This window comes from Streptomyces sp. NPDC027185 (assembly GCF_055567035.1).
The window spans coordinates 51,389-77,256 of record NZ_JBVHRF010000003.1; the positions used below are offsets into that span (position 1 = coordinate 51,389).

At 74.7% G+C, this 25,868-nt stretch carries 24 protein-coding genes and 1 pseudogene; 14 read left to right on the forward strand and 11 right to left on the reverse strand.

Annotated features, from left to right (window positions below):
• Window positions 1–13 precede the first annotated feature (13 nt).
• The 6 genes from ACZ4M8_RS10650 to ACZ4M8_RS10675 form a co-directional block, all read right to left on the reverse strand.
• Window positions 14–919 carry a phosphatidylinositol-specific phospholipase C gene (locus tag ACZ4M8_RS10650; protein ID WP_467605443.1) on the reverse strand — a complete coding sequence of 302 codons (906 nt, stop codon included), beginning with the start codon at window positions 917–919 and terminating at the stop codon, window positions 14–16.
• 136 nt (window positions 920–1,055) lie between these two features.
• A complete protein-coding gene (gene egtD / locus ACZ4M8_RS10655) occupies window positions 1,056–2,018 on the reverse strand; it encodes an L-histidine N(alpha)-methyltransferase (protein WP_467605444.1) in 963 nt (320 codons plus the stop codon).
• Window positions 2,015–2,770, reverse strand: a complete 756-nt coding sequence (gene egtC / locus ACZ4M8_RS10660) for an ergothioneine biosynthesis protein EgtC (protein WP_467605447.1) — start codon at window positions 2,768–2,770, stop codon at window positions 2,015–2,017. The genes egtD and egtC overlap by 4 nt, the downstream gene beginning before the upstream one ends.
• 35 nt (window positions 2,771–2,805) lie before the next feature.
• Complete coding sequence (egtB, locus tag ACZ4M8_RS10665) at window positions 2,806–4,122, reverse strand: ergothioneine biosynthesis protein EgtB (protein WP_467605449.1); 1,317 nt, start codon at window positions 4,120–4,122, stop codon at window positions 2,806–2,808.
• A complete protein-coding gene (egtA, locus tag ACZ4M8_RS10670) occupies window positions 4,119–5,414 on the reverse strand; it encodes an ergothioneine biosynthesis glutamate--cysteine ligase EgtA (RefSeq protein ID WP_467605450.1) in 1,296 nt (431 codons plus the stop codon). The genes egtB and egtA overlap by 4 nt, the downstream gene beginning before the upstream one ends.
• 245 nt (window positions 5,415–5,659) lie before the next feature.
• Complete coding sequence (locus ACZ4M8_RS10675) at window positions 5,660–6,871, reverse strand: pyridoxal phosphate-dependent aminotransferase (RefSeq protein WP_467605453.1); 1,212 nt, start codon at window positions 6,869–6,871, stop codon at window positions 5,660–5,662.
• Window positions 6,872–7,060: 189 nt separating this feature from the next.
• Here ACZ4M8_RS10675 and ACZ4M8_RS10680 point away from each other — a divergent pair, with 189 nt between their 5' ends.
• The 3 genes from ACZ4M8_RS10680 (at window position 7,061) to ACZ4M8_RS10690 (ending at window position 9,487) form a co-directional block, all read left to right on the forward strand.
• Window positions 7,061–7,720: a winged helix-turn-helix transcriptional regulator gene (locus ACZ4M8_RS10680; RefSeq protein WP_467605455.1), complete on the forward strand. Its 660-nt coding sequence runs from the start codon at window positions 7,061–7,063 to the stop codon at window positions 7,718–7,720.
• Between the two features lie 159 nt (window positions 7,721–7,879).
• Window positions 7,880–8,362 (forward strand): phosphatase domain-containing protein, encoded by a 483-nt coding sequence (locus ACZ4M8_RS10685; RefSeq protein WP_467605457.1) that lies wholly within the window; start codon window positions 7,880–7,882, stop codon window positions 8,360–8,362.
• Between the two features lie 378 nt (window positions 8,363–8,740).
• Entirely contained in the window at window positions 8,741–9,487 is a 747-nt protein-coding gene (locus tag ACZ4M8_RS10690) for an ATP-grasp domain-containing protein (protein WP_467605459.1), read from the forward strand.
• Window positions 9,488–9,543: 56 nt separating this feature from the next.
• Here ACZ4M8_RS10690 and ACZ4M8_RS10695 read toward each other — a convergent pair.
• Window positions 9,544–9,756: pseudogene (locus ACZ4M8_RS10695) on the reverse strand (IS5/IS1182 family transposase); the annotation flags it as partial.
• Between the two features lie 146 nt (window positions 9,757–9,902).
• On the opposite strand from ACZ4M8_RS10695, the gene ACZ4M8_RS10700 reads away from it, so the two are divergent.
• From ACZ4M8_RS10700 to ACZ4M8_RS10720, 5 genes are all read left to right on the forward strand, one after another.
• On the forward strand, window positions 9,903–10,139 hold the full coding sequence (locus tag ACZ4M8_RS10700) for a hypothetical protein (protein WP_467605460.1): 237 nt from the start codon (window positions 9,903–9,905) through the stop codon (window positions 10,137–10,139).
• Window positions 10,140–10,534: 395 nt separating this feature from the next.
• Entirely contained in the window at window positions 10,535–11,533 is a 999-nt protein-coding gene (locus ACZ4M8_RS10705) for an NADPH:quinone oxidoreductase family protein (protein WP_467605462.1), read from the forward strand.
• The gene (locus ACZ4M8_RS10710; RefSeq protein ID WP_467605464.1) at window positions 11,530–12,711 is read left to right on the forward strand and encodes an acyl-CoA dehydrogenase family protein; all 1,182 of its coding nucleotides are present in this window, start codon (window positions 11,530–11,532) and stop codon (window positions 12,709–12,711) included. The genes ACZ4M8_RS10705 and ACZ4M8_RS10710 overlap by 4 nt, the downstream gene beginning before the upstream one ends.
• Complete coding sequence (locus ACZ4M8_RS10715) at window positions 12,708–13,853, forward strand: acyl-CoA dehydrogenase family protein (RefSeq protein ID WP_467605466.1); 1,146 nt, start codon at window positions 12,708–12,710, stop codon at window positions 13,851–13,853. Before ACZ4M8_RS10710 ends, ACZ4M8_RS10715 begins: the two co-directional genes overlap by 4 nt.
• A gap of 149 nt (window positions 13,854–14,002) precedes the next feature.
• Window positions 14,003–15,364, forward strand: coding sequence for a hypothetical protein (locus tag ACZ4M8_RS10720; protein ID WP_467605469.1), 1,362 nt, complete (start codon window positions 14,003–14,005; stop codon window positions 15,362–15,364).
• Between the two features lie 144 nt (window positions 15,365–15,508).
• Here the strand turns inward: ACZ4M8_RS10720 and ACZ4M8_RS10725 are convergent, their stop codons facing one another.
• On the reverse strand, window positions 15,509–16,036 hold the full coding sequence (locus ACZ4M8_RS10725) for a cell wall hydrolase (RefSeq protein WP_467605471.1): 528 nt from the start codon (window positions 16,034–16,036) through the stop codon (window positions 15,509–15,511).
• 94 nt (window positions 16,037–16,130) lie between these two features.
• On the opposite strand from ACZ4M8_RS10725, the gene ACZ4M8_RS10730 reads away from it, so the two are divergent.
• Window positions 16,131–17,354 carry a S1 family peptidase gene (locus tag ACZ4M8_RS10730; protein ID WP_467605472.1) on the forward strand — a complete coding sequence of 408 codons (1,224 nt, stop codon included), beginning with the start codon at window positions 16,131–16,133 and terminating at the stop codon, window positions 17,352–17,354.
• A gap of 66 nt (window positions 17,355–17,420) precedes the next feature.
• Here the strand turns inward: ACZ4M8_RS10730 and ACZ4M8_RS10735 are convergent, their stop codons facing one another.
• Both ACZ4M8_RS10735 and ACZ4M8_RS10740 read right to left on the reverse strand, forming a co-directional pair.
• Complete coding sequence (locus ACZ4M8_RS10735) at window positions 17,421–17,858, reverse strand: hypothetical protein (RefSeq protein ID WP_467605475.1); 438 nt, start codon at window positions 17,856–17,858, stop codon at window positions 17,421–17,423.
• Window positions 17,859–18,058: 200 nt separating this feature from the next.
• Window positions 18,059–19,336 (reverse strand): hypothetical protein, encoded by a 1,278-nt coding sequence (locus ACZ4M8_RS10740; protein WP_467605478.1) that lies wholly within the window; start codon window positions 19,334–19,336, stop codon window positions 18,059–18,061.
• A gap of 250 nt (window positions 19,337–19,586) precedes the next feature.
• Here ACZ4M8_RS10740 and ACZ4M8_RS10745 point away from each other — a divergent pair, with 250 nt between their 5' ends.
• The 5 genes from ACZ4M8_RS10745 to ACZ4M8_RS10765 all read left to right on the forward strand — a co-directional run bounded on the left by ACZ4M8_RS10745 (window position 19,587) and on the right by ACZ4M8_RS10765 (window position 24,860).
• Window positions 19,587–21,182, forward strand: coding sequence for an ABC transporter substrate-binding protein (locus tag ACZ4M8_RS10745; protein WP_467605479.1), 1,596 nt, complete (start codon window positions 19,587–19,589; stop codon window positions 21,180–21,182).
• A 38-nt stretch (window positions 21,183–21,220) separates the two neighbouring features.
• The gene (locus tag ACZ4M8_RS10750) at window positions 21,221–22,177 is read left to right on the forward strand and encodes an ABC transporter permease (protein WP_467606519.1); all 957 of its coding nucleotides are present in this window, start codon (window positions 21,221–21,223) and stop codon (window positions 22,175–22,177) included.
• Window positions 22,170–23,081, forward strand: a complete 912-nt coding sequence (locus ACZ4M8_RS10755; RefSeq protein WP_467605480.1) for an ABC transporter permease — start codon at window positions 22,170–22,172, stop codon at window positions 23,079–23,081. The genes ACZ4M8_RS10750 and ACZ4M8_RS10755 overlap by 8 nt, the downstream gene beginning before the upstream one ends.
• A gap of 68 nt (window positions 23,082–23,149) precedes the next feature.
• Window positions 23,150–24,187: an oligopeptide/dipeptide ABC transporter ATP-binding protein gene (locus ACZ4M8_RS10760; RefSeq protein ID WP_467606520.1), complete on the forward strand. Its 1,038-nt coding sequence runs from the start codon at window positions 23,150–23,152 to the stop codon at window positions 24,185–24,187.
• The gene (locus ACZ4M8_RS10765) at window positions 24,171–24,860 is read left to right on the forward strand and encodes an ABC transporter ATP-binding protein (protein WP_467605483.1); all 690 of its coding nucleotides are present in this window, start codon (window positions 24,171–24,173) and stop codon (window positions 24,858–24,860) included. Before ACZ4M8_RS10760 ends, ACZ4M8_RS10765 begins: the two co-directional genes overlap by 17 nt.
• Before the next feature lie 220 nt (window positions 24,861–25,080).
• Here ACZ4M8_RS10765 and ACZ4M8_RS10770 read toward each other — a convergent pair whose 3' ends face one another.
• A complete protein-coding gene (locus ACZ4M8_RS10770; protein WP_467605485.1) occupies window positions 25,081–25,785 on the reverse strand; it encodes an alpha/beta fold hydrolase in 705 nt (234 codons plus the stop codon).
• Window positions 25,786–25,868 lie beyond the last annotated feature (83 nt).

Genomic DNA, 25,868 nt, shown 5'->3' on the forward strand with positions numbered 1-25,868 from the left:
CCCGCGGCGCCGGTCACACCAGCGCGTCCCCGACGTTGTGCCGGATCAGGGTCTCGGCCAGCCCGGTCTCGTTGGGGAAGTCCATCGGGACGATGCCGAGTCCCTGCCAACCGGCGCCCTCACCCTCCAGCAGGCTCTTGACCCGCGGGTTGAGACGGTCGGCGTTGGAGCGGGGCGGCAGCAGCGCCGCGGTGGAGACGTAGTTGACGAACAGCTTGCCGGGCTCCGCGACGGCCTTGCGGAACTGCGCCTCGACCTTCGGGAACTTGCCGATCGGCTCCGTCATGTAGTCGTCCTGGATGTCGAACAGCTCCGACGCGCCGTAGCGCACGCCCGGCATGCCGTCGGCGTCGGCCAGCAGCACGACCCGGCCGCGCGCCTCGCCCAGCGCGGGCAGCCCGCCGTCCAGCCGGAAGAGGGAGCGGTAGCCCTTGTCGTCGAGGTAGATGTCGAAGATCCGGCGGAACTCCTCCGCCGGTACCTCGGAGTACTCCTGCTGCACCCGCATCAGCACCGTCTCCGACGGCTGCGCCGCCAGGAAGTCCCGGCAGGCGTTGAGCACATCGCCGAACATCAACTCCTGGTAGAACGCGCCGTGGTGGATGGCGAAGACGGAGTCGATGGCGCGGCAGCGGATGTCGAGGAAGCGGATACCGCTCGCCAGTTGCTCACCGATCGAGGTGTTCTGGCACTCCGTCCAGGGGCCGCCGTGCCGGGCGCCCGAGTCGTGCGTGCCCGGGATCGAGAGCCGCTGCACAGGAGTGGCGTCGCCGACCGCCGCCAGCCAGTTCTGTGCCGAGACCGTCGCCGTGCGGCGCTCCGGTGCGGCCACCGCGGCGCCCGCTCCCGCGCCCGCCAGCATTCCGGCGCCCGCCACCGCGGCCGCGCCCTTGAGGAAACCCCGCCGATCCAGCCCCATGCCGACACCCCTGCCCTGGTCCGTGGTACGCCCGGACCTACCGGTGCGTACAGGTGATCGAGGTATCGAACCACACGGGCCCGCCGCACGGCACCCGTGCGGCGGGCCACAAAAGGCGGGGGAGGAGCGGAACCGGTCAGCGGCGTACCGACAGCGACAGGGCGAAACGCCCGGCCGCATCCGTCCACCAGTGCGTCAACTCCATTCCGGCGGCGGCCAGTTCGGTACGCACACCCGCCTCGCGGAACTTCGCGGAGACCTCGGTGCGCAGCTCCTCACCCGCGGTGAACGGCACCGCCAGGCCCAGCTCCGGGATCTTCACCGTCAGCGCGCGGCGGGCGCGCAGCCGCATCTCGATCCAGGCGTCCTCGGCGTTCCACCGGGCGAGGTGGGTGAAGTCGTCCGGGTCGAAGTCGGCGTCCAGCTCGCGGTTGATGACGTGCAGGACGTTCTTGTTGAACGCGGCGGTGACGCCCTGCGGATCGTCGTACGCCGCGACCAGCGTCGCCTCGTCCTTGACCAGATCCGTGCCGAGCAGCAGCGCGTCCCCCGGGGCGAGCAGGCCGTGCATGTCGCGCAGGAACACGGCGCGTTCGGCGGGCAGCAGATTGCCCAGGGTGCCGCCGAGGAACGCCAGCAGCCGCGGGCCCGGGGTGTCCGGCAGCGTCAGTCCGTGCTGGAAGTCGGCGACCAGCGCGTGCACCGTCAGCCCGGGGTGCTCGGCGAGCAGCGAACGCCCGGCCGCCTCCAGGGCGGAGGCGCTGACGTCAACCGGGACGTAGGTGTCCAGATCCTCCAGCGCGCCGATGAGATGGCGGGTCTTGTCCGACGAGCCGGAGCCCAGCTCGATCAGGGTGCGGGCGCCCGTCGCCGCGGCGATCGCACCGGAGCGGGTCAGCAGGATCTCCCGTTCGGCGCGGGTCGGGTAGTAGACCGGCAGCCGGGTGATCTCGTCGAACAGCTCGCTGCCGCGGGCGTCGTAGAACCACTTCGGCGGCAGCTCCTTGGGGCTGCGGGTCAGTCCGCGCCGGACATCGGCGCGCAGCGCCGCCGCGGTGGCGTCGGCGGGCAGGGCGGTGGTGAGGGAGAAGGGGCTCACGGGGTGTGCTCCTCGAAGGGGGTGAGGTGGACGCCGCCGCGGGTGGCCCGCAGCAGGGTGCCGTCGGGCACCTCGGTCCAGTGGGGGGAGTCGTCGAACGGCTCGGAGGCGACGACCGTGCCGCCGCCCGGCACCGCCAGATGGAAGAGGGTGTCGCCCCAGGTGGTGGCGGCGATGGCGGCGCCGTCGGTCAGCAGGAACGTCAGCCGGGAGCCGGGCGCCGCTTCGGCCACCGCCGTGACGGTGTGCGCCAGCGCCCGGCCCATGTCGTCACCCAGGGCGAGCCTGCGCCGGACGAGCGCCCAGCAGAACGCGGCGTCGCAGCGGGCCGCCAGCCGCAGCAGATCGGCCGGCGGCAGCGACGCGGTGAGCGGTGCCAGGGACTCCGGCCAGCCGCGCACCGCGCCGTTGTGGCTGAAGAGGTGCCCGTCGCCGGTGTACGGCGCGGCCGCGGCCTCGGCGTCGGCGCCCGACTCGGTGGCGTCCCGCACCGCGGCCAGCAGCGCGCCGGTGCGCACCACCCGCGCGATGCCGGGCAGGCACTCATCGGCCCAGATCGGCCCGGCGCGGCGGTAACGGGCCGGTTCGGGATCGTCCGGCGCGTACCAGCCGACGCCGAAACCGTCGGCGTTGACCGTGCCGTGCCGCTGGTGGCGCGGCGCCCACGACTGGTGATAGAGGCCGTGCGGCGGATCCAGGACGATCTGCCGCACGGGCACCGGCGGGCCCACGTAGGCGAGATGACGGCACATCGCTCACCGCCCTCCCCGCCGCGGGCCGGGGCGCCTCACGCTTCCCCCGGTGCGGCGTCGCGGGCGGTGCGGAACCCGGCGAAGATCTGCCGCCGCACCGGCAGGTCCCAGTTGCGGAACGTGCCCCGGCAGGCCACCGGATCGACGGCGAACGAACCGCCCCGCAGCACTTTGTACGCCCCGCCGAAGAACACCTCCGAGTACTCCCGGTAGGGGAACGCGGCGAACCCCGGATACGGCAGGAAGTCGTCGGCGGTCCACTCCCACACATCGCCGATCAACTGCCCGACGCCCAGCGGCGAACGGCCCTCGGGGTAGCTGCCGGCCGGGGCGGGCCGCAGATGGCGCTGGCCGAGGTTGGCGTGGCGGGGCTCCGGGTCCGCGTCGCCCCACGGGTAGCGGCGGGAGCGGCCGGTCGCCGGATCGTGCCGGGCGGCCTTCTCCCACTCGGCCTCGGTGGGCAGCCGCCGCCCCGCCCAGCGCGCGTAGGCGTCCGCCTCGTACCAGCTCACATGCAGGACCGGCTCGTTCGGCGGGACCTCCTCGACGGTGCCGAAGCGGCGGCGCAGCCAGCTGCCGCCGTCACGCCGCCAGAACAGCGGGGCGCGCAGGCCGTGTTCGCGGACCTGCGCCCAGCCCTCGGCGGCCCACCAGCGCGGCTCGTCGTACCCGCCGTCCTCGATGAAGCGCAGATAGGCGGCGTTGCTGACGGGCGCGGTGTCGAGGTGGAACGGCGCCACGACGCGGGGATGCGCGGGCCGTTCGTTGTCCAGCGCCCACGGCTCGGTGGAGGTGCCCATGGTGAACGGGCCGCCGGGGACCAGGACCTCGGCGGGCAGCGGACGGCCGGTGGCGCCCGGCGGCTCGGGCGCGGTGAGGACGGCCGGGCCGCGGCGCAGCTGGTGGGTGATGAGCATCGTCTCGTCGTGCTGCTGCTCGTGCTGGGCGATCATGCCGAACGCGAAGGCGGCGTCGAGCAGCGGACCGCCGCGCAGCGCGGTGCCCTCCAGGACGTCCAGGACCCGGCCGCGGACCTCGGCGACGTAGCCGTGCGCCTCGGCGGGGCCCAGCAGCGGCAGCGACGGGCGGCTGGCACGGGGGTGCGCGAACGCGTCGTAGACGGTGTCCAGCTCCGGGCGGAGCGCGTCACGGCCGCCCACGGTGCGCAGCAGCCACTGCTCCTCCTGATTGCCGATGTGCGCGAGGTCCCACACCAGCGGCGACATGAGCGGGGAGTGCTGCGCCAGCAGATCGGGCTCCTCGACGCAGCCGGTCAGCAGGTGGGTGCGGTCGCGGGCGGCGAGCAGCGCGGTGGCCGCGCGGGAGCGCAGCGCCTCGGGATCGTGGGTCACGGGCTGTCCTTCCCAGAGGTGGGGCCGGCCTCGGGTAACCCCGTGGCGGCCGCGGTGTCCAGGGCGTCCAGATGATCGTCGGCGGGGCAGCGGCCCGGGGCGACGTAGCGCGCGGTGAACGCGTCGACGGCGTCTTGGACCTCGGGGGAGGCACCCAGCCGGGGCAGCGCCTCGCGTGCGGCGTCGAAGCAGGTCAGCGCGGCGGCGTGCAGCTCCGGATCGGTCAGCGCGGCGCGTGCCGCCCGGCGCCACAGCGGGTTACGGGGCGCGGGACGGCCGCCTGCGGTCTCCGCGAGGGGCTTGACCGCGCGGTAGGCCCGCTCGGCGGCCTCGGGGTCGTCGAAGAGCGCGGCGGTGACGGCCAGCGGGACCACCCAGCCGTGCTCCCCGGCCTGCGCGTCGATCATCCGCAGCTCCAGATGGCCGCGCGGGCGCACCGGTGGGAACAGGGTGGTGACGTGGTAGTCGAGGTCTTCCAGGGTCGGTGGCCGGGGCGCCCCGCCGCGGACCCAGTCGCGGAAGGTGAGCCCCTCGGGGGCGTCCCAGGGCCCTTCCGGCCCGCGGATGCACATCACCGGGGCGTCGAGGACGTACCGGGCCCAGGCGGCGCGCGGATCGTCGTCCTGCGGCGGGGCGAGGGTACGCGCCGGGTCGAGCTGGGACCACACCAGCTGCCGGGTGGTGCGGTAGCCGGTGGGGCACCCCTCGCTGGTGGGGGAGTTGGCGAACGCGGCGGACAGCACGGCGCCGAGCAGATGCGCCATCAGCCAGCGGCGGCCCAGGCCCAGCGGTCCGGGCTCCTCGTGGCCGGCGTCGACGCAGACCTGCACCGACGCGGTGGCGCACATCATGGAGCGCCCGGCCGGGCCCCAGCGGTCGAAGTACGCCTCCATCGTGTCGTACCGGGGCTCGGTGAGGACCCGGCGGGGGGCGTGCCAGGGGTTGTGGCCGTGACCGGCGAGGCCCAGACCGTGGGCGCGGACGACGGGCCGGACCCGCGCGAGGTCGGCGGCGACCGTCTCGACACAGGACATCAGGGAGGTGGCGGGCGGGGAGCTGAGCTCCAGCTGACCGCCCGGTTCGAAGGTGAGGAGGGAGGCGAGGGGAAGCTCCCGCAGCGCGTCGGCGACGGCGTGCAGCCGGGACGGCGCGACCGGACATCGGGGGGTGCGGGCGTCGTGGAGCAGCCACTCCGTCTCGACACCGATCCGGCGGGGCGGGCCGGTCTTGAAGCAGATGCCGCGCAGATGGGCTTCGAGTTCGGCTTCGGCGACCACGGAACGTACGGGCATCGCTTCCCTCATTCCTCCGGGGCGGCTGGGCTGCCGCCCTCCACCTAAGCCGCTGTGGCGCGTGTGCTCAAGGGGGCTTCGGGCCCCGGGAGAGGCGGGCACCGCCCCGCTGCCCCGGGGCGGTACGGCGCACCGGGGGAGCGGGCCGCCACCGGGCGGCACGGCCGTCCGGGTGAGGGGCGGGGCGGCGGCCCGGGAGCGGACGGTACCGGGCCGTCCCGGCGCCGCCCCGCCCGTATGGCCGGTCATTGGCGGTATCCGGCGAGGAAGCGGCCGATGCGGCGGATCGCGGCGTCCAGGTCGTCGGCGTGCGGGAGGGTGAGGATGCGGAAGTGGTCAGGTCGCGGCCAGTTGAAGCCGGTGCCCTGAACGACCTGGATCTTCTCCCGCAGCAGCAGATCCAGGACGAACTTCTCGTCATCGTGGATCTTGTGGACCTTCGGGTCGAGCCGGGGGAAGGCGTAGAGCGCGCCCCGGGGTTTGACGCAGGAGACGCCCGGGATCTCGTTCAGCCGCTCCCACGCCACGTCCCGCTGCTCCCGGAGACGGCCGCCGGGCAGGACCAGCTCCTCGATGCTCTGGCGGCCGCCCAGCGCCGCCTGGACGGCGTACTGCGCGGGCGCGTTGGGGCACAGCCGCATGGCCGCGAGGGTGCCCAGGCCCTCCAGATAGTCGGCGGCGTGCTGCCGTGGCCCGGAGACCACCAGCCAGCCCGAGCGGAACCCGGCCACGCGGTACGCCTTGGACAGTCCGCTGAAGGTCAGACACACCAGATCCGGGGCGAGCGCCGCGGCGTGGTGGTGGATCTCGCCGTCGTAGAGGATCCGGTCGTAGATCTCGTCCGCGAGGACCAGCAGCTGATGGCGGCGGGCGAGGTCGAGCATGCCCTCCAGCAGCTCGCGGGGGTAGACGGCGCCGGTGGGGTTGTTGGGGTTGATGATCACCAGCGCACGGGTGCGGTCGGTGATCTTGGAGGCGAGGTCGTCGAGATCCGGCAGCCAGTCCGCCGACTCGTCGCAGAGGTAGTGCACCGCCTTGCCGCCGGCGAGGTTGGTCACCGCCGTCCACAGCGGGAAGTCGGGGGCCGGGATGAGGACTTCGTCGCCGTCGTCGAGCAGCGCCTGGACGGCCATGGAGACCAGCTCGGAGACGCCGTTGCCCAGATAGATGTCGTCGACGCCGACCTCGGGCAGCCCGCGGCCCTGGTAGTGCTGTGCCACCGCGCGCCGGGCGGCGAGGATGCCGCGCGACTCGGTGTAGCCGTGTGCCCGGGAGAGGTTGCGGATCACGTCCTGGAGGATCTCCTCGGGCGCCTCGAAACCGAAGAGCGCGGGATTTCCGGTGTTCAGCCGCAGCACGCTGTGCCCGGCCTCCTCCAGCGCGTCGGCGTGCTCGATCACCGGGCCCCGGATCTCGTAGCAGACCTCGGCCATCTTGCTGGACTGCTTGAACTGCATGCGGCGGCCTCCCCTTCGTCGTTCACCGGGCGCGGGGCCGGGCCGCGCGCGGCGGGCGGACCGCCCGCGCGTCGTCGCCGACCGCTCCTCGTCCCGCCGCGCGGTGCGGCGGATTCCCGGTTTCCTCACCGTACTTGGTTTTACCAAGCCTGCACTTGGAAAGTCCAACCATATGTCTATGCTGGAGCCATGCCGCGCCGAAGTTATGACCAGTACTGCGCCGTCGCCCGCGCCCTCGACGCCGTCGGCGACCGCTGGACGCTCCTCATCGTCCGCGAACTGCTGGGCGGAGCCCGCCGCTACACCGACCTGCACACCGACCTCCCGGGCGTCTCCACGGACATGCTCGCCTCCCGCCTCAAGGACATGGAGCGTGAGGGCCTGGTCACCCGCCGCCGCCTCGCCCCGCCGGGCGCCGCGTTCGTCTACGAACTCACCCCGCGGGGCCGGGGGTTGCTGCCCGTCCTCACCGCCCTCGCCGACTGGGGCGCCCCGGCCCTGGGTGACCCGCGCCCCACCGACGCGGTGCGTGCCCACTGGTTCGCCGTCCCGCTCCTCACCCGTCTCGCCGCCCACTTCGCCGACGCCCCGGACACCCCCGGCCCCGGCGTGCTCGACATCGTGCTCGACGAGGGCACCTTCCACGTCACGCTCGGCGACCGCCCGGCCTACGGCGAGGGCCCGGCCCCGGAGTCCGACGTCAGCCTCCGGATGTCCACCGCCACCTGCGTCGACGTCGCGTACGATCACGTCTCCTTCGCGCAGGCCCTGAAGTCCGGGCGGATCGAGGCCACCCCGTCGGCGGAGCCGGACGGCCCGGAGGGCGCCACCGTGTCCGCGGAGGCGTAGGCGGAAGGGGCGGCGCCGCGGGCGCCTGTCGGCGCTGCCGGGACGGCCGGAGCCGGACGCGGCCCCGGCGCGCCGCACCGGGCGCCCGACGGCGACGTCGCGGCGCGGGGCCGCCCGCCGAGGGGCGGGCCCGCGGGAAGCCGAAAGGACAGTACGCAGATGACGCAACGCCCCCTGGCGGTCTTCGACCTGGACGGCACTCTCGCCGACACCGGGCACCGCCAGCACTTCCTCACCGAGCGCCCGCGCGACTGGGCCGCGTTCTTCGCCGCCGCGCCCGACGATCCGCCGCTCCCCGAGGGCGTCGCCCTGGCCCTGGCAGACGCCCGGGAGTGCGAGATCGCCTACCTCACCGGCCGCCCCGAGAAGTACCGCCGTCCCACCCTCGACTGGCTCGCCGCCCACGGCCTGCCCGAGGGCACCCTCCGGATGCGCCCCACGGGCGACCGCCGCCCGGCCCGCCACGCCAAGCTCGACCTGCTGCGCCGCCTCGCCCGCGGCCGGGAGGTCCGCCACCTCGTCGACGACGACCCCCTCGTCTGCGACGCCTGCGCTGGGGCGGGCTTCCCCGTGGTCCGCGCCGACTGGGCCACCCCGTCCGACGCCCTCCGGCAGGCTCAGGAGCGGGAGGGGCGGACATGAGGGGGTGACGAGGGAGGGCAGGGGCGGCCGTCCGGTGAAGTCGTAGGCGGGGTGGGGAGTTCCCCCTCCCGGGGCGGGTGCGCCACCGCGGGGGCGGTGATGGCCGCGGGGTGTGAACCCGGTCGAATCGCCCCCTGGTTGAGCAGCAAGGCGTGTAGCTGTGGATTGGATGGCCTCATGGATTCCGGTGGGATTGCGTTGGTGACGGACCCCAGCTCCCGCGCAAGGAGCGGCGCCGTGCTGGCCGAGGCCGTGCGGCGGCTGACGGGTCGAGATCCGGTGTGGCTGGATGCGCGAGACTTCGCTCCGGGCGGCCGGGGCCGGGCGCGTGTTGACGACGGTGTACTGCGTTTGGATGTGCCGGGCCGTGTGCCGACGGTGTCGCCTGCAGCGGTGATCGTCTACTCGATCCCGCCTGATGTCCGTCACACCATGGAGGGGTTCCAGCAGTTGCTGCGGGAGTCCGGAACGGTGTGCCTGGGCACCGACACCCAGGCGTGGCGGATGGCCAGCGACAAGGCACTGACGGTCGAGGCGTTCGCGCGGCACGGCGTACCGCAGATGCCCACCCTCTGCATGGACCGCCCGCGTCCGGAGGAGGCGATCGGGGCTTTCGTGCGGCTCGGGGGTGATGTGTGGGCGCGGCCGGCACTCGGGTCCCGCGGACGGGACGTCTTCCACCTCACCGCCGTTGACCACGTGCGGACGGCCGTCGCCCGTTATGAGGCGTCCGGGGCACGGTGGCTGATGGCGGCGGACGCGGGCAACTTCGCGGACAACGGCCTGCGGCATCAGTACCGGGCGGTGATCCTGGAGGGCGAGGTGATCTGGGCGGCCGAGTACGTCCAGAGTCTCCCGGACGCCCCCTGCAACCTCGCTCGGGGCGGGGTTTCCACCGTCTTGGGGCCGGGCCGGTTGCCTGCCCATTTGCGGCCGCTGGCCGTGGCCGCGACCGCGTCGATGGGCCTGCCGTTCGCCGGAGTGGACCTGGCCGCCGAGAACGGCGGCGTGGTCTTCGAGGCCAACCTCCATCCGGGGCTCATGTCGGACGGCGCCCTCGAAGGTATGGCGGTGCCCTACGTCCAGGCCCACCTCAACCGTCTCCGGGCCCGTGGACCGTACTGAGATTTCCTTGTTCCCGGACCTCGGCCGCACCACTTCGCCGTGGCCCGCCCCAGGGGCCCTCCAGCCGGTCGCGGGACGCGGACGCGGTCCGGAACCGGGGGCGCCTGCGGGGCATCGCCCCACTGTCCGGGCGTGATCAAAACGGCCGGCGGGCGGCATCCGCCGTCACCCGCCAGATGGATCGTCGTGACGCTGCCGCGTGTACGGCCGATCGCCTCGTCGGGGCGATGCCAGGCAGGAGCACGGCGTCGCCCCGGTACCCGTGCGGCCGGTGCATTAACCGTCCGTTAGCGGAACGCCATCTCGATCTTCGAAGCTGACTGCCGTCCGGGAACGAAACCGACTCCCGGAGAGTGGACGCACGCCGTCGCGCGGGCACGCCACGTACATGCACAGGCACAAGAGGAGAGAAGACATGCGCAAGTTCCAGCGCACCGCAGTCGTCGCCGCCGGCCTCCTGGCTCTGTCCGGTATCGCCGCCGGAGCGGCGCAGGCCGCCGATCTCCAGACCATGGAAACGCAGGGCAACTACCAGACGGACTGTCACACCGACCAGACCCAGCAGGAACTGGACAGGGCGGTGGGGCACCACGTCACCATCGACCACTGCGAGGCCGGCGGCCCCGGCAGCATGGTCATCTACTACTCCTGAGTCCGGGCGGGCCGGTGGCGTCGAGCGCCCTTCGCCGGCGTCGCCGCCCCTCCGGCCCTCCGCCGGGCGCCCGGCGGAGAGCCGGACCGTGGATGACGAACCACGAAGGCGGCTGCTCCCCCCGGGGCAGCCGCCTTCGCGTTGCGAGGAGCCTCCCTGTCCGTTGACGTCCCGTCCCGGTCCGCCCCGGCGGCCACCGTGCGGGAGTCCCTGAACGGTCCGGCGCACCCGTCCGCGCCGGCTCGCGGCCGGGTGCGCGGGGCCTTGGACGTGCCCGGCGGACGGTTTCCGGAAGCTGTTCCCTCCGGCATACCGACCGCTTAGTATGCCCGTGGCGCGCCGGAGCCCCACGGTCCGGCGCGCTCTCCGCATACCGACGGCCCGGGAGGCAGCTGGTGAAGGCATGGCGCGTACACGCGAACGGCGAACCGCGTGAGGTGATGCGGCTGGAGGAGGTGGCGGAGCCCCAGGCGGGCCCCGGGCAACTGCTGCTGCGGGTCCTGGCCGCCAACGTCAACTTCCCCGACGCACTGCTCTGCCGCGGCCAGTACCAGGTGCGGCCACCCCTGCCGTTCACCCCGGGCGTGGAGATCTGCGGGGAGGTGCTGGCCGTCGGCGAGGGCGCGCACGGCACGGTCGGGCAGCGGGTGCTGGCCCAGCCGCGGCTGCCGGACGGCGGGTTCGCCGAACGGGTGGCCGTGGACGCGGCGACCGTCCGCCCGGCGCCCGCATCGCTGGACGACGCCGGCGCCGCCGCCCTGCACATCGGCTACCAGACCGGCTGGTTCGGCCTCCACCGCAGGGCCCGCCTCCAGCCGGGGGAGACCCTGCTGGTGCACGCCGCGGCCGGAGGTGTCGGCAGCGCCGCCGTCCAGCTCGGCAAGGCCGCCGGGGCCCGCGTCATCGGGGTGACCGGCGGCGCCGAGAAGGCCCGTATCGCCCGTGACCTGGGCTGCGACCTCGTCCTCGACCGGCGCGCCGACGACATCGTCGCCGCCGTGAAGGACGCCACCGACGGCCGCGGCGCCGACGTCGTCTATGACCCGGTCGGCGGTGACGCGTATGCCAAATCCGTCAAATGCATCGCCTTCGAGGGCCGCATCGTCGTCGTCGGCTTCGCCGGCGGCGCGATCCCCACCCCCGCCCTCAACCACGCCCTGGTGAAGAACTACGCGATCCTCGGCCTCCACTGGGGGCTGTACAACACCAAGGACCCGCGCGCCGTCGACGCCTGCCACGACGCCCTCACCGAACTGGCCGCAAAGGGCGCCATCGCCCCGCTGATCGGCGACCGGGTACCGCTCGAAGGCGCCGCCGACGCGGTGCAGCGCGTCGCCGACGGCACCACCACCGGACGCCTCGTCGTCCTCCCCGGCGCGGAGGGCGGCCGATGACCGACGCCGCCGACCTGCGCGAGCGCACCGCCCGGCTGCTGGCCGCGCACCCGCCCGCCACCACCGCGCCCCTGGACTTCCTGCGGGCCCGCTTCGACGCCGGGCTCGCCTGGGTGCACTTCCCCGAGGGGCTCGGTGGGCTCGACGCACCGCGCGCCCTCCAGCCCGTCGTCGACGCCGAACTCGCCGCCGCGGGCGCCCCGGACAACAACCCCGGCCGTATCGCCATCGGCCTCGGCATGGCCGCGCCCACCCTGCTGCGCCACGGCACCGAGGAGCAGCGGCGCCGCCATCTGCGGCCGCTGTGGACCGGTGAGGAGGTCTGGTGCCAGCTCTTCAGCGAACCGGGCGCCGGCTCCGACCTCGCCGCCCTCGCCACCCGCGCCGTCCGCGACGGCGACGACTGGATCATCGACGGCCAGAAGGTCTGGACGTCCAGCGCCCACCTCGCCCGCTGGGCGATCCTCGTCGCCCGCACCGACCCCGCGCTCCCCAAGCACCAGGGCCTGACGTACTTCCTCTGCGACATGCACGCCCCGGGCGTCGAGGTCCGGCCGCTGCGGCAGATCACCGGCGAGGCGGAGTTCAACGAGGTCTTCCTCACCGGCGTCCGGCTGCCCGACAGCTACCGGATCGGCGAGGTCGGCCAGGGCTGGGAGGTGGCCCGCACCACCCTCATGAACGAGCGGGTCGCCATCGGCGGCGCCGCCACCCCGCGCGAGGGCGGCATGATCGGCATCGCCGCCGCCGACTGGCGCGCCCGCCCCGAACTGCGCACCCACGACCTCCACCAGCGGCTGCTGGCCCTCTGGGTGGACGCCGAGGTCACCCGGCTCACCGGCGAACGGCTGCGCCAGCAGCTCGCCAAGGGCGCCCCGGGCCCGGAGGGCAGCGGGATGAAGCTGGCCTTCGCCCGCCTCGCCCAGCAGATCAGCGGCTGGAACCTGGAATTCCTCGCCGAGGACGGACTGACGTACGACGACTGGACGCTGCGGCGCCCCGAGACCGTCGACTTCACCGGACGCGAGGCCGGCTACCGCTACCTGCGCGCCAAGGGGAACTCCATCGAAGGCGGCACCTCGGAGGTGCTGCTCAACATCGTCGCCGAACGCGTCCTCGGGCTGCCGCCCGAGCCGCGGACCGACAAGGACGTCGCCTGGAAGGACCTCCCCCGATGACCGACGGGACCCCCGTACCGGACCTGCTCTACGGCGAGAGTGAGGACGATCTGCGCGCCGCCGTCCGCGCGCTGCTCGCCGCCCGCAGCGATCCCGCCACCGTCCTCGCCGACCTCGAAGCGGGCCGTCCCTGCGACACCGGGCTGTGGGAGGCGCTGGCGGGCGGTATCGGCGCCGCCGGACTGCTGGTGCCCGAGGAGTTCGGCGGTGCGGGCGCGAGCGCCCGGGAGGCCGCCGTCGTCCTGGAGGAGACCGGCCGCTCCGTCGCCCGCGTGCCGTATCTGACCAGCGCCGTCATCGCCGTCAGCGCACTGCTGGGCTGCGACACCGCCCAGGAGCCGGTCGCCGCGCTGCTGACCCGGCTGGCCGCCGGCACCGTCGGCGTCCTCGCCGTACCGCTGCCCACCGCCCCCTACCAGGCGTTCCCGGCCGCCCGGCCGACGGTCCTGGCCGGTGCGGACGGCGCGCTGCGCGGTACGGTCACCACCGTCGCCGACGCCCGCTGCGCCGAGGTGCTGCTCGTCCCCGCCGACGGACCCGAGGGCCCCGCGCTGTACGCCGTCGACGCGTCCGCCGCGGGCGTCGCCACCACCGCGCTCACCCCGCTGGACCTGACCCGTCCGTTGGCCACGCTCACCCTGGACGGCGCGGCCGGGGCGCCGCTGGCCACCGGGGAGCGCGCTGTCGCGGCGGTCCGCGGCGCGCTCACCGCGGGCGCCGGACTCCTCGCGTCCGAGCAGCTCGGGGTCGCCGAGTGGTGTCTGACCACGGCCGTCGCGTACACCGGGACCCGCACCCAGTTCGGCCGGCCCGTCGGCTCCTTCCAGGCGCTCAAACACCGGATGGCCGCGCTCTGGCTCGATATCGCCGCCGCCCGCGCCGCCGCCCGCAACGCCGCCGACGCGCTGGCCACCGGCAGCCCGGACACCCCGGTCGCGGTCGCGGTGGCCCAGGCGTACTGCGCGCCGGTCGCGGTACGGGCCGCCGAGGAGTGCCTTCAGCTGCACGGCGGTACCGGGATGACCTGGGAGCACCCGGTGCACCTCTTCCTCAAGCGGGCCAAGAGCGACGAGAGCGCGCTCGGTGCCCCGGGCCGCCACCGCGCGGCCCTGGCGGAACTGGTCGCGCTGCCCGCGCCGTGACCGCCCCGGGGCGGGCGGCGGCACCCACCGCGCCCACCGTCCGCCCCGGCCCTCCGGTCCCGCCGGGGGCGGCGTCCCGGACGCGCCGGTACCGCTTCCCGCCGTCGCGGCCGATGTCTTGAATACGCCGTTCGGGTAGCGTCGTGAGCATGAAGACCGTCAGCCGTCGTGTGCTGCTCCTGCCCCTCCTGGTCCTGCTGGCCGCGCTGCTGGTGCCCGTCGGGGCACCGGCCGCCTGGGCCCGTGCGGCGGGCGGGCTCGACGAGGCCGCCGCGGCCCTGCGCAAGGGCCCGGTCTACGTCGATCCGCGCGCCGCGTCGCTGCTGCCCCGCGCCAAGGCCGACGCCCTCGCCGAGAAGATCGAGAAATCCGGCAAACCGGTCTTCGTCGCGGTGCTGCCCCGCGCCGCCGAATACCACCCCGACACCCTGCTGCGCGATCTGCGCACCAAGACCGGTATCAGCGGCGTCTACGCCGTGGAGCTGGGTGACGGCTTCAACGCCGGCGCCGACCCCCGGGTGATGACCCGCAGCGCGGTGCAGAACCTCGTCGGCGCGGTCAAGCGCTCCGCGTACCCGTCCGTCGACGAGCGGCTGAACAGCTTCGTCGACACCGCCGTCCAGCAGGCGAACGGTCACGCCCCGGCCGCCTGGGAGGGCGACGGCGGCGGGGGAGCGGGCACCGGCACCCTCGTCGGGCTGGGCGTGCTGGCCGTCGTCGGCGCCGGTGGCGCGTACGCCCTCACCCGCCGCAACCGGCGGCGCCGCGCGGAACAGGAGCGCGCCGCCCTGGAGGACCTGCGGGTCGTCGTCGACGAGGACATCACCGCGTTCGGCGAGGAGCTGGACCGGCTGGACTTCCGGCCCGGTGAGCCCGGCGCCGACGACGCGATGCGCGCCGACTACGGCCGGGCGCTCGACGCGTACGAGAGCGCCAAGGCGGCGATGGCGGCGGCCGGGCAGCCGGGCGATGTGCGGGCGGTGACCGAAGCTCTGGAGGAGGGGCGGTTCGCGCTCGCGACGCTGGCGGCCCGCCGCACCGGCGCCCCGCTGCCCGAGCGGCGCCTGCCGTGCTTCTTCGACCCGCGGCACGGGCCGTCCGTGGTCGACGTGGCGTGGGCCCCGGAGGGCGGCGCGGCGCGCACCGTCCCGGTCTGCGCCGCCGACAAGGCGCGCCTGGACGACGGCCGGGAGCCGCTGGCCCGCACCGTCCGCACCGCCGACGGCGACCGCCCCTACTGGGACGCGGGCCCCGCCTACGCGCCCTGGGCGGGCGGCTACTTCGGCGGCGGACTGCTCCCCGCCCTGCTGGTGGGCACCGTGCTCGGCAATGTGCTGACGGCCCCGCACGCCTACGGCGCGGACCTCGGCGGCACCGACGGCGGCGACTTCTCCGGCTCCGACTTCGACCCGGACGACTTCGGCGGCGGTTTCGGGGACGGCGGCGGCTTCGGCGACGGCGGGGGCTTCGGCGGCGGAGGCGGCGGCGACGGCTTCGGCGGGGGTTTCTGAGAGCGGAGCGCCCCCGGGCAGCCTCCCGGGGGTACGTGTCCCCGGCTCCGGCGGAGTGCCGGGCCCCGGCGGCCGGGCGCGCCGGGGCCGGCCCTTCGGCGGGGAGCCGGGAACCGGCAGGGAACGGGGCGCCGCCCGCCCGCGTCAGTCCGGCGCCCCGCCCCGCCCCTGCGCCACGGACCGCACCACCCGCTTGAACCCCACCACCCGCGCGTACCGCGGCCGCGCCGCGAAGTCCGCGTAGCGCCACACGACGGGGCGGCCGACCTCCTTGCACAGGTGCAGCACCCGGTCCGGGCCCAGGTGCACCCCGACGTGGGCGCCGTACGCCGCCGGGCGGCCGGGGACCGGTCCGCCGTCGAAGAGCACCAGGTCCAGGGGGCGGGCGACGGCGACATGGCGGGTGGCGACGGTGTCGGCCCACAGCTCCGAGGAGCGCAGCGGCGGCGCGAGCAGGTGGTGGTGGCGCAGCACCGCGTACGCGTAGAGCTGGCAGTTGGCGCCCGCCGACAGATCGGGGCCGTCGCCCCCGCCAGGTGACGGCCCATCAGGTGACACCGTTCCCGGATGGCGGGCCGCCGAGTAGGCGATGTCGCGCAGGGCCCCGGGCAGCCCGCCGAACGGGTCGGAGCCGCACGGCCCGGGGCCGGTGTACCGCGTGTCGGACGTCATCGGGCCATCATCGCGCGCGGGTCGTGCCCGCGCCGACAGCGGCGGGGACGGGGAGGCTCGTCGGGCCGAGTATCCGACCCGCGAGGAGAGCTTCATGCACCGTCGCCACCGCAAGGCCGCCGTCCGGGGCGCGGCCGCCGCCGTCGTCCTGGCAGCCGTCGCCCCGCTCGCCACCGCGCACGCCGCGCCGTCCCCCGACCCGAGCCCGCCGCCCGCCGAGCGCGGCATGCTCGACGCGATGCAGCGGGACCTCGGCCTGACGCCGGATCAGGCGCGGGCCCGGCTCGCGCAGGAGGCGGAGGCGGAGCGCGCGGCGAAGGCGGTGCGCCGGGCGCTGGCCGACCGCGCCGCCGGTATGTGGTTCGACAAGAAGAGCGGCAAGCTCGTCGTCGCGGTCACCCAGGACGCCGACGCCCGGCTGGTGACGGAAGCGGGCGCCGTCGCGCAGCGCGTCACCCACAGCCGCGCCCAGCTCCGCGCGCTGCTGGAACAGATCGACGCCAAGGCGGGCAACGGCGTGCCGGGGGTGACCGGTTGGGGCGTCGACCAGCGCGCCAACGCGCTCACGGTGCGGGTCGACACCCGCACTCGGACCGCCGCCACCGACTCCTTCGTCGAGGAGGCCCAGCAGCTCGGCGCCCCCACCGGCATCGCGGTCCGCGCCGTCCGCACCGCCGACGCACCGCGCCAGCAGGGCGGCACCGTCGTCGGCGGCGAGAAGTGGATGCCGGGCAACGAGGGCATCTGCTCCATCGGCTTCTCGGTGACCGGCGGTGGCCGCCGCGGCTTTTTGACGGCCGGTCACTGCACCGAGACCCCGGACCAGGCGGCGTACGGCAAGGACGGCAGCCGGGTCGGCACCTCCAACCGCGGTGGCACCCACAGCGTCGACGACCGCGAAGGCGACTTCGGGCTGGTCGACGTGGATCAGGCGGACTGGAAGCTGAGCGCCGACGTGGCGGGCCAGGGCGGCGCCCCCGTCGCGGTCACCGGCTCCGAGGACGGCGTGGTCGGCACCTCCGTGTGCCGCTCCGGTGAGGCGAGCGGCTGGCACTGCGGGGAGATCACCGCCGTCGACCAGACCGTGGACTACGGCACCACGGTGGTCGACGGCATGTCCTTCACCGACGCCTGCTCCACCGCGGGCGACTCCGGCGGCTCGTACGTCACCCAGCCCGGTGACCCGAAGGCGGTCGGTATCCACTCCGGTGGCGGCACCGCGACGTGCAGCAGCGGCGGCGACACCATGACGGTCTTCCAGCCGGTGACCGAGGCGCTGACGAAGTGGCAGCTCACGCTGGTGACAGGCGGCGCCTGACCGGTACCGCCGGCCCCGGTCGCCCGGGGTCCGGGCCGCGCGAGGCGGCTCCGGACCCCGGCCCGTTCAGCGCACCCGCACCGTCACCACCGCGGAGGTCCGCGACGTCCGGGGGTGCCGGTCGTGCGGGCCGGTCAGCGCGTACTGCACCGCGCGGAACTCCACCGGACCGCGGCGCATGCTCCTGGCGTGCGCCGCCACCCGCGCCTCCGGACCGCCCCGCTCGACGACGGCGCCGCAGGCCACCTGGTGCCACGCCCGCCCGCCGCCGCGCTCCTGAAGGCATATCCGCAGGTAGGAGGCGGCGTCATCGTCCCCGCGCGCGGTGACCGCGAAGGTTTTGCCGACGGCCGCGGTGCGCGGCGCCGTCACCTCCGCACTGCCCTTGGCATGGGCGGGTACGGCGGCGAGCGCCACCGTGGACAGCCCCAGCACACCGGTCACGGCCGCCCGCCGCAGACCCGGCGCGTCGGCCCCGGTGCTCTTCGTGTACGTCCTGGTCATGGACTTCCCTTCCCGTGGAGCCCCCGATACGGCATCCGCCGGCGTCTCGTCGTGCACTCCTGGTGTGACGGCCGGGCGGGAGCGGCCCCCGTGCGTCCGCCTCCCGCACCCCTCCAGAGGCGCGGGGCACGCCACGGGTTGCGTCCGGTGCGGGCGGCATCACGGATTCCTGACCTGTCGCCGCGGCGCGGCGGCCCCGCTCAGACCGGGACGGTCCCGGTACGCACCGGCAGCCGGTCCTCGGCGCGCTGCAAGGACCGGAACGCGTCGTACCAGGCCGGATTCGGCGCCGGGGTGCCGTCCTCAGCGGGCCGCGCGGTGAGATTGGAGTAGACGCTGTTCAGCAGCCAGGGCACGGTGTCCGGACCGATGTCGCGGACCATGGCGGGCCCCTGGGCGATGCCGTACGCGGCGACCGTGAGGCGTCCGGTCGCCCGGAACCGCCGCACCTGGTTCGTCAGGAACGACCGGTGCGCGGCGAACCAGCCGCTGCCGAGCAGCAGTTCCCTCCAGTCCGCCGGCGGCAGCGGGCGCGCGGCGGCGTCCCGCAGCGCCTGCCAGACGGGCGTGTCCGCCGCGAGGGAGCGACGGCGCGCGAACGCGGCGGGAACGGGGTCGCGCAGATGCCTGCGCCACAGCCGGACGAGGGAGAACTCGGTGGCCAGGAAACGCTGTTCGGGACGCATCCGGGGCAGCACGTACCGCAGGTACGCCTCGGTGTCCCCGAGCGCGGCGACATGCGGGTGGATGTCGACGCCCTCGATCTCGCGGGTGGCACGGACGAACGCCATCCAGCGGTCGTGCGCCGCGTCGTGGGTGGCCGGGTCCTCCAGGCGGTTGAGGGCGCCCATGTAGAGGCGGGTGCGGCAGCCGTCGGGGAAGCGCGTACGGCGGCGTTCGGCGATGTGCCGGGCGACCGTCTCGTAGAAGGCGTTGAGCCGGCCGCGGCGCTGATCCTCGGCGCGGGTTTCGAGGAACGGCTCGTTGCCGATGCCGAGGATGTCGACGGTGTCGAGCGTGGCGTCGAGGACCTGGTCGACGCGGCGCAGTTCGGCGTCCATGGCGGCGCTGCCCGGGGCGGGCAACGGGCGCCGGGTGAAGGGGAACTTCAGCGACAGGACCGTGCCGTAACCGGCGCGGTGCGCCGTCAGCAGCATGGCGACGGCCCGCTGCCGCCCGGCCGCCCCGTCCTCGACCTCCGGCATCGGCACGAAACCGCGGACCCAGCCGGCCCGTACGCCCTTCAGCCGGTCGAAGGTGGTGCCGCGCGGATCCTCGTTGAAGTTCGCGGCGAGGACCCCGCTGGGCGCCCGCCCCGGATCCGGTGACGCCGCGTCGCCGTCCTTGTCGTCCTTGCCGGCCGTCTGCTCCGGCTCCGCCGAGCAGCCGGCGGCCAGCAGCGCCCCGGTCGCGGACATGCCCAGCAGGATCCGCCTGCGCGTCGGTGCCTCGTCCCGGCCGTACACCACGTCCGTCACTCTCCTCGCCCCTGGGGTGCGCGATCTTCCCCGCACCCTAGGGGGTGTCCTCCCGGTCCTCGCGGGCGCGTGACGCGGTCCGCCCCGGCGGGCACGCGCCGTCGGCGGGAGGCGGGCGCCTGCGTGACGGGGAGCCCTCTCCGTGATCACGGAGCCATTACCAGAACCGGCCCCCTTCATGGCAGCACCTTTACATACGATTTAATTGCGATGAGCATGCAGTAGCGATACCTGTGCAAAGGAGATGAGGATGACGGTCCGGGCCCTACGGGGAGCCGCTGCGGTGACGCTGGCGGCCGGTCTCGCGCTTGGCGCGGCGGCCTGTTCCACACCGGGCGGCGGCAAGAGCGCCACCGGAAGCCCGGACTCCGCGGTGGTCGGCATCGCGTACGAGCCGGAGACCCTCAGCCCGCTCCTCGGCTACGGCAAGGACGGCAACTCCAAGATCTTCGACGGGCTGCTCACCCACGACGCCGCGATGCGCCTCAAGCCCGCGCTCGCCACGGCGCTGCCGAAGGTCACCGACGGCGGCCGGACCTACACCTTCGACCTCCGCCGGGGCGTGACCTTCAGCGACGGCAAGCCCTTCACCGCCGACGACGTCGTCTTCACCTACTCCACCATCCTCGACAGCAAGACCAACAACGCCTCCAAGGCGGAGCTGGACGCACTCAAGAACGTCGAGAAGAAGGACGACCACACCGTCGTCTTCCACCTCAAGTACCCCTACGCGCCGTTCGCCGAGCGCACCGTCCTGCCCATCGCCCCGCAGCACATCGCGGGCAAGCAGGACATCAATCACGGCGCGTTCACCACCAAGCCGATAGGTACCGGCCCGTACGTCCTGACCAACTGGTCCAAGGGCGAGAAGCTCACCTTCAAGGCCAACCCGCACTACTGGGGCGGCGCGCCGAAGGTGAAGAACTTCACCATGGCGATCATCAAGGACGACGACATCCGCGCCACCCGGCTGCGCTCCGGCGACCTCGACGGCGCCATCCTGCCGCCGGAACTCGCCGCCACCTTCAAGGGCGACAAGCAGCGCACCACCGTCACCGCCAAGACCTTCGACTACCGCAACGTCACCCTCCCCACCGGCAACCCGGTCACCGGCGCCAAGGCCGTCCGCCGCGCCCTCGACCTCGCCGTGGACCGGCAGGCCATGGTCAAGGGCATCCTCAACGGTGCCGGAAAGCCCGCCTACGGGCCGGTGCCCACCGACAGCCCGTGGTTCGCGAAGGGCACCGAGCGCCCGTACGACCTGAAGAAGGCCGAGCGCATCCTCGACGACGCCGGCTGGAAGAAGGGCTCCGACGGCATCCGCGTCAAGGGCCACCAGCGCGCCTCCTTCACCCTCTGGTACCTCTCCGGCGACAAGCTCCGCCAGGAGCACGCCCTCGCCTTCGCCTCCGACGTCAAGAAGGCCGGGATCGAGGCCAAGGTCGAATCCGGCACCTGGGAGGTCATCGAGCCGAGGATGGCCAAGGACGCGGTCCTCGCCGGCGGCGGCAGCCCCGCCGACCCCGACTTCGACCAGTACCTGCTGCTCCACTCCTCACTGGCCGGGGACGGCTTCAACAACATGTCGCGCTACGCCGACAAGACCGTCGACGCCAAACTCACCGAGGCCCGCCGCACCGACGACAAGGACGTCCGCAAGGCCGCCTACGACGCCGTCCAGCGCCGCCTCGCCGACAACCCGGCCTACACCTTCCTCACCCACGTCGACCACGTCTACGTGGTCGCCGACCGCTGGAAGGACCTCACCACCCAGACCGAGCCGCACGACCACGGGCTGGCCTCCGGCCCCTGGTGGAACGTCGAGGACTGGCAGCCCGCCGCGTGACCACCCGCACCTCCTTGCCCTGGGCGGCGATGGCACGGATGACCGGCCGGCGGGCGCTGCTCGCCGTGCCGGTCCTCCTCGCCGTCACCTTCGGGGTCTTCGCCGTCGCCGCGGCCTCGCCCTTCGACCCCGTACGGGCCTACGCGGGCGACGCCGGACTCACCGCCTCCCAGGCCAACCTCGACCAGCTGCGCCACAACCTCGGCGTCGACCAGCCGCTGATCGGCCGCTGGTGGCACTGGCTCACCGCCGCGCTCACCGGTGACCTCGGCGACTCCGCCACCCTGCGCGCACCCGTCACCCAGGTCATCGGCGAACGCCTCGGCTGGTCCGTGCTGCTCTGCGCGCTCGCCTTCGTCCTCGCCGTCGCCGCCGGCACCGCCCTCGGCGTGGCGGCCGCCCGCCGCCGCGGCGGACTCCTCGACCGCACGGTGACCTCCCTCGCCTACACCCTGGAGGCGGCCCCGCCGTTCTGGCTCGGCCTCCTCGCCGTCTGGCTCTTCGCCCTGAAACTGGGCGTCCTGCCGGCCGGCGGCCTCACCGACACCGGCACCGACCTCGCGACCGCCGGCCAGATCGCCCGCCACGTCGCCCTGCCCGCCGTCGTCCTCGCCGTCTCCCAGCTGCCGTGGTTCGTGCTCTACGTACGCCAAGGCGTCGGCGACGCGCTGGAGGAGGACCCGGTACGCGGTGCCCGCGCCCGTGGCCTGCGCGAACGCACGGTGCTGCTGCACCACGCACTCCGCTCGGGACTGCTGCCGGTCCTCACCCTCATCGGCTCCCGGGTGCCGGAACTGATCACCGGCGCGCTGCTCGTCGAGACGGTCTTCAGCTGGCCGGGCATCGCCGCCGCCACCGTCGAGGCGGCCACCGCCGTCGACTTCCCGCTGCTCGCCGCCCTGACCGTCCTCGCCACCGCCGCCGTCCTCGTCGGCAACCTCCTCTCCGACCTGCTGTACGGTCTCGCCGATCCGAGGGTGGGCTTCGATGGCTGACACACACACCACCACCGAACCGGACGCCACCGCGGACGCGGTGGTCTGGCACCGCCGCCCCGGCACGGGCCGGCAGCGCCGCACCCGCACCGTGCGGGTCCGGGTCAGCGCCGTCCTCGTCGCCGCGGTGGTCCTCGCCGTCCTCGTCGTCCCGCTGCTGTTCCCGCTGGACAGCCAGTCCGTCGATCTGGCGCAAAAACTCCACGCACCGTCCTGGGCCCACCCCTTCGGCACCGACGAGGTCGGCCGCGACCTGCTGCTGCGCTGCGTCTACGGGCTGCGGGTCTCCCTGCTGGTCGGGGTGGTCGCCGCCCTCGTCGCCGTCGGGCTCGGCACCGCCGTCGGCGCCCTCGCCGGGGCGCTCGGCGGCTGGGCCGACCGCGCCGTGATGCGGCTCGTCGATCTCTTCTCGTCCGTCCCGCACCTGCTGCTGGGCATCTTCATCGTCGCGATGTTCCGGCCCGGCGTCTGGCCGGTGATCCTCTCCGTGGCGCTGACCCACTGGCTGTCCACCGCGCGCATCGTCCGCGCCGAGGTGCTGTCGCTGCGCTCCCGCCCGCACATCGACGCGGCGGTCTCCGGCGGCGCCTCCCGGTGGCGGGTGGCCGTGCGGCATCTGCTGCCCGGTGTGCTGCCGCAGGCGGGACTCGCCGCCGTGCTGATGGTGCCGCACGCCATCTGGCACGAGTCCGCGCTCTCCTTCCTGGGCCTGGGGCTCCCGGCCCACAAGGCGAGCCTCGGGATCATGGTCAACGCCGCCCGCGGCTCGCTGCTGGCCGGCGCCTGGTGGCCGACGCTCTTCCCCGGTCTCTTCCTCATCGTGCCGACCCTCGCCCTCGCCGGTCTGGCCGGTGCCTGGCGGGAGCGGATCAACCCCCGCCGCCGATCGGAGCTGATGCTGTGACCGCGCCCCGCACCACCGCGCCGCAGGCCCCCGTGTTGTCGGTGCGTGAGCTGTCCGTCCGCTTCCGGATGCGCGGCGGCCACCACGTCCACGCCGTCTCCGGCGCCTCCTTCGACCTGGCGCCGGGCAGCTGCCTCGCCCTGGTGGGGGAGAGCGGCTGCGGCAAATCGGTCCTCGCCTCCGCGCTGCTCGGTCTGCTGCCGGGCAACGCCGAGACGTCCGGCGCGGCCCACCTGACCGCCGCCGACGGCGCGCCCGCCGTGGAACTCCTCACCGCAGGCGAACGCCGCCTGGCCCGGACCGTCCGCGGCCGCCGCATCGGCCTCGTCCCGCAGAGCCCCGCCGCCCACCTCACCCCCGTCCGCACCATCCGCGCCCAACTGGAGGAAACCGTACGGGAGTTGGGCGTATGGGAAGCCGGAGCGGAGGACGGGGCGACCACCGGCGGGCCCGCCGCCCGGCGCCCCGGACGGCGGGCGGCACGGGCGGCGCTGCGCGCGGCGGCAGAGCGGGCCGCGACCCGCGCCGCCTTCCCCCTCGACCACCTGGACCGCTACCCCCACCAGCTCTCCGGCGGCCTCGCCCAACGCGCGGCGAGCGCCCTCGCACTGGTCGGCGACGCCCGGCTGCTGCTCGCCGACGAACCCACCACCGGCCTCGACCGGGACCTCGTCGACCACACCGTTGACGCGCTCCGGGCCCACGCCGACGACGGACGGGCACTGCTGATGATCACCCACGATCTGGCCGCCGCCGAGCGGATCGCCGACCAGGTCGCCGTCATGTACGCGGGACGCATCGTCGAACACGCCGACGCCGCCGCCTTCTTCGGCGCCCCCGGGCCCCGCCACCCGTACGCCCGCGGCCTGCTCGACGCACTGCCCGGCCGCGCCTTCACCCCCATCCCCGGACTCCCGCCCGAACTGGGCGCCCTGCCGGACGGCTGCGCCTTCGCCGCCCGCTGCGCCCGCGCGGACGCCCGGTGCGCCGTCCGCCCGGAACCGTCCCGCGGCGTCGCCTGCCACCACCCGCACCCCGGCCCGCCGCCGGCCGACGCCCCCGGCCCGTCCGGGGAGAAGGACGACCGCCGTGCTCGAACTGCGTGACATCACCGCCGGATACGAACGGCGGCGCCCGGTCGTCACCGGCGTCTCCCTCACCGTCGGACCCGGCGAATCGGTCGGACTGCTCGGCCCGAGCGGTTGCGGCAAGTCGACGCTGGCCCGCGTCGCGGCGCTGCTGCACCGGCCGGAGGCGGGGACGGTCACCGTGGACGGTGTGACGGCCCCGGGCTGGCGCCACCGCGCACCGCGCGCCCTGCGTACCTCCTTCGGTGTGGTCTTCCAGCAGCCCCGCCTCTCCGCCGACCCCCGGCTGCGGCTCGCCGACCTCATCGCCGAACCGCTGCGCGCCACCGGCCACCGCGCCAAGGCCCCCGCCGCCGTCGCGGAACTGGCCCCCGTCGTCGGCCTCACCGCCGATCTGCTGACCCGCCGCCCGCACGAGGTCAGCGACGGCCAGCTGCAACGCGCCTGCCTGGCCCGCGCGCTGGTGCTGGAGCCCCGCTGGCTGATCTGCGACGAGATGACCGCGATGCTCGACGCGTCCACCACCGCCGCGCTGGTCACCGCCGTCGAGGAGTACCGCGCCCGCACCGGCGCCGGTCTCCTCGCCGTCGGCCACGACCGCACGCTCCTGGAGCGCTGGTGCGACCGGACGGTGCGGTGGGCCGATCTGACGGCGCAGCCGGCCCCGGCGGAGGGGCCCGAGGCGGCATGAGGCGAGGGCCGCGGGCCCGGCCGTCCGGGACCGCGCCGGCCCGGCGCAGCACACCGGACGGCTGTGCGGCGCGGGCGCTCCGCCGCCACCCCGTGCGGCGGCCGGGCCCGCGAGGCCGGGCGCCCGGCCGACCGCTGACCTGGTGCATCACACGGGGATACTGTGCAGGGCTTGGGATTTCGCAAGGCCCCCGCCCCGTGCGGCGGCCGGGCCCGCCCTGCTACTCCCGCCCCTCCGCCGCGTCGATCAGGACGCGGGCCAGCTCCGCCGGCTGCGAGACCATCGGCCAGTGCCCCGTGTCGAGGTCGGCGCGGCGCCAGGCGCCGTGTGTCAGCAGCTCGGCCACCGTGGAGTTCGGCTCCGGGCCGTCGAGCCGGCACTTGACGTAGGTGGCGGGCAGGGCGCCGAGCGGGCCGGTCAGCACCGTCGGCTCGGACAGCGAGGCGCCCGGATGCGGTGTGGCGCCCGCCAACAGACGGGCGATCTGCGCCTCGGAGAGCCCCTGACCGGCGAGATCCGCGGCGGTCGGAGGCGCCCACCAGCCGTCGTTCGCGGCGAGCGCCTCGGCCAGCCGCTCGGGCCCCTCCCACCAGCCGGAGACGAACGACTCGCCGTCGACGGGCACTTCGGAGTCGACGAAGACCACCCGGGACAGCCGCCCGCCGATCCGCGCGGCCGCCTGACCCACCGGTATGCCCGAGTAGCTGTGCCCGACCAGGACGACCTCGGGCAGATTCCGCCGGGTGATCTCGTCGACGATGTCCCGCACATGGGTCTGCTGCCCGGCCGGGACACCTCGCTTCTCCGCGAGGCCGCTCAACGTCAGCGGATGGGCGCCGTGCCCTGCCGCGCGCAGCAGCCGCGCCACGTCGTCCCACACCCAGGCCCCGAGCCAGGCCCCCGCCACCATCACGAATTCGGTCATGCGGGCAACGTAACCGAAGGGTCTGACAACGCCCCTCCGCCGAAGGCCCGAAACCGTCCGCCGAGGGCCCCGGCCGGGCCGGA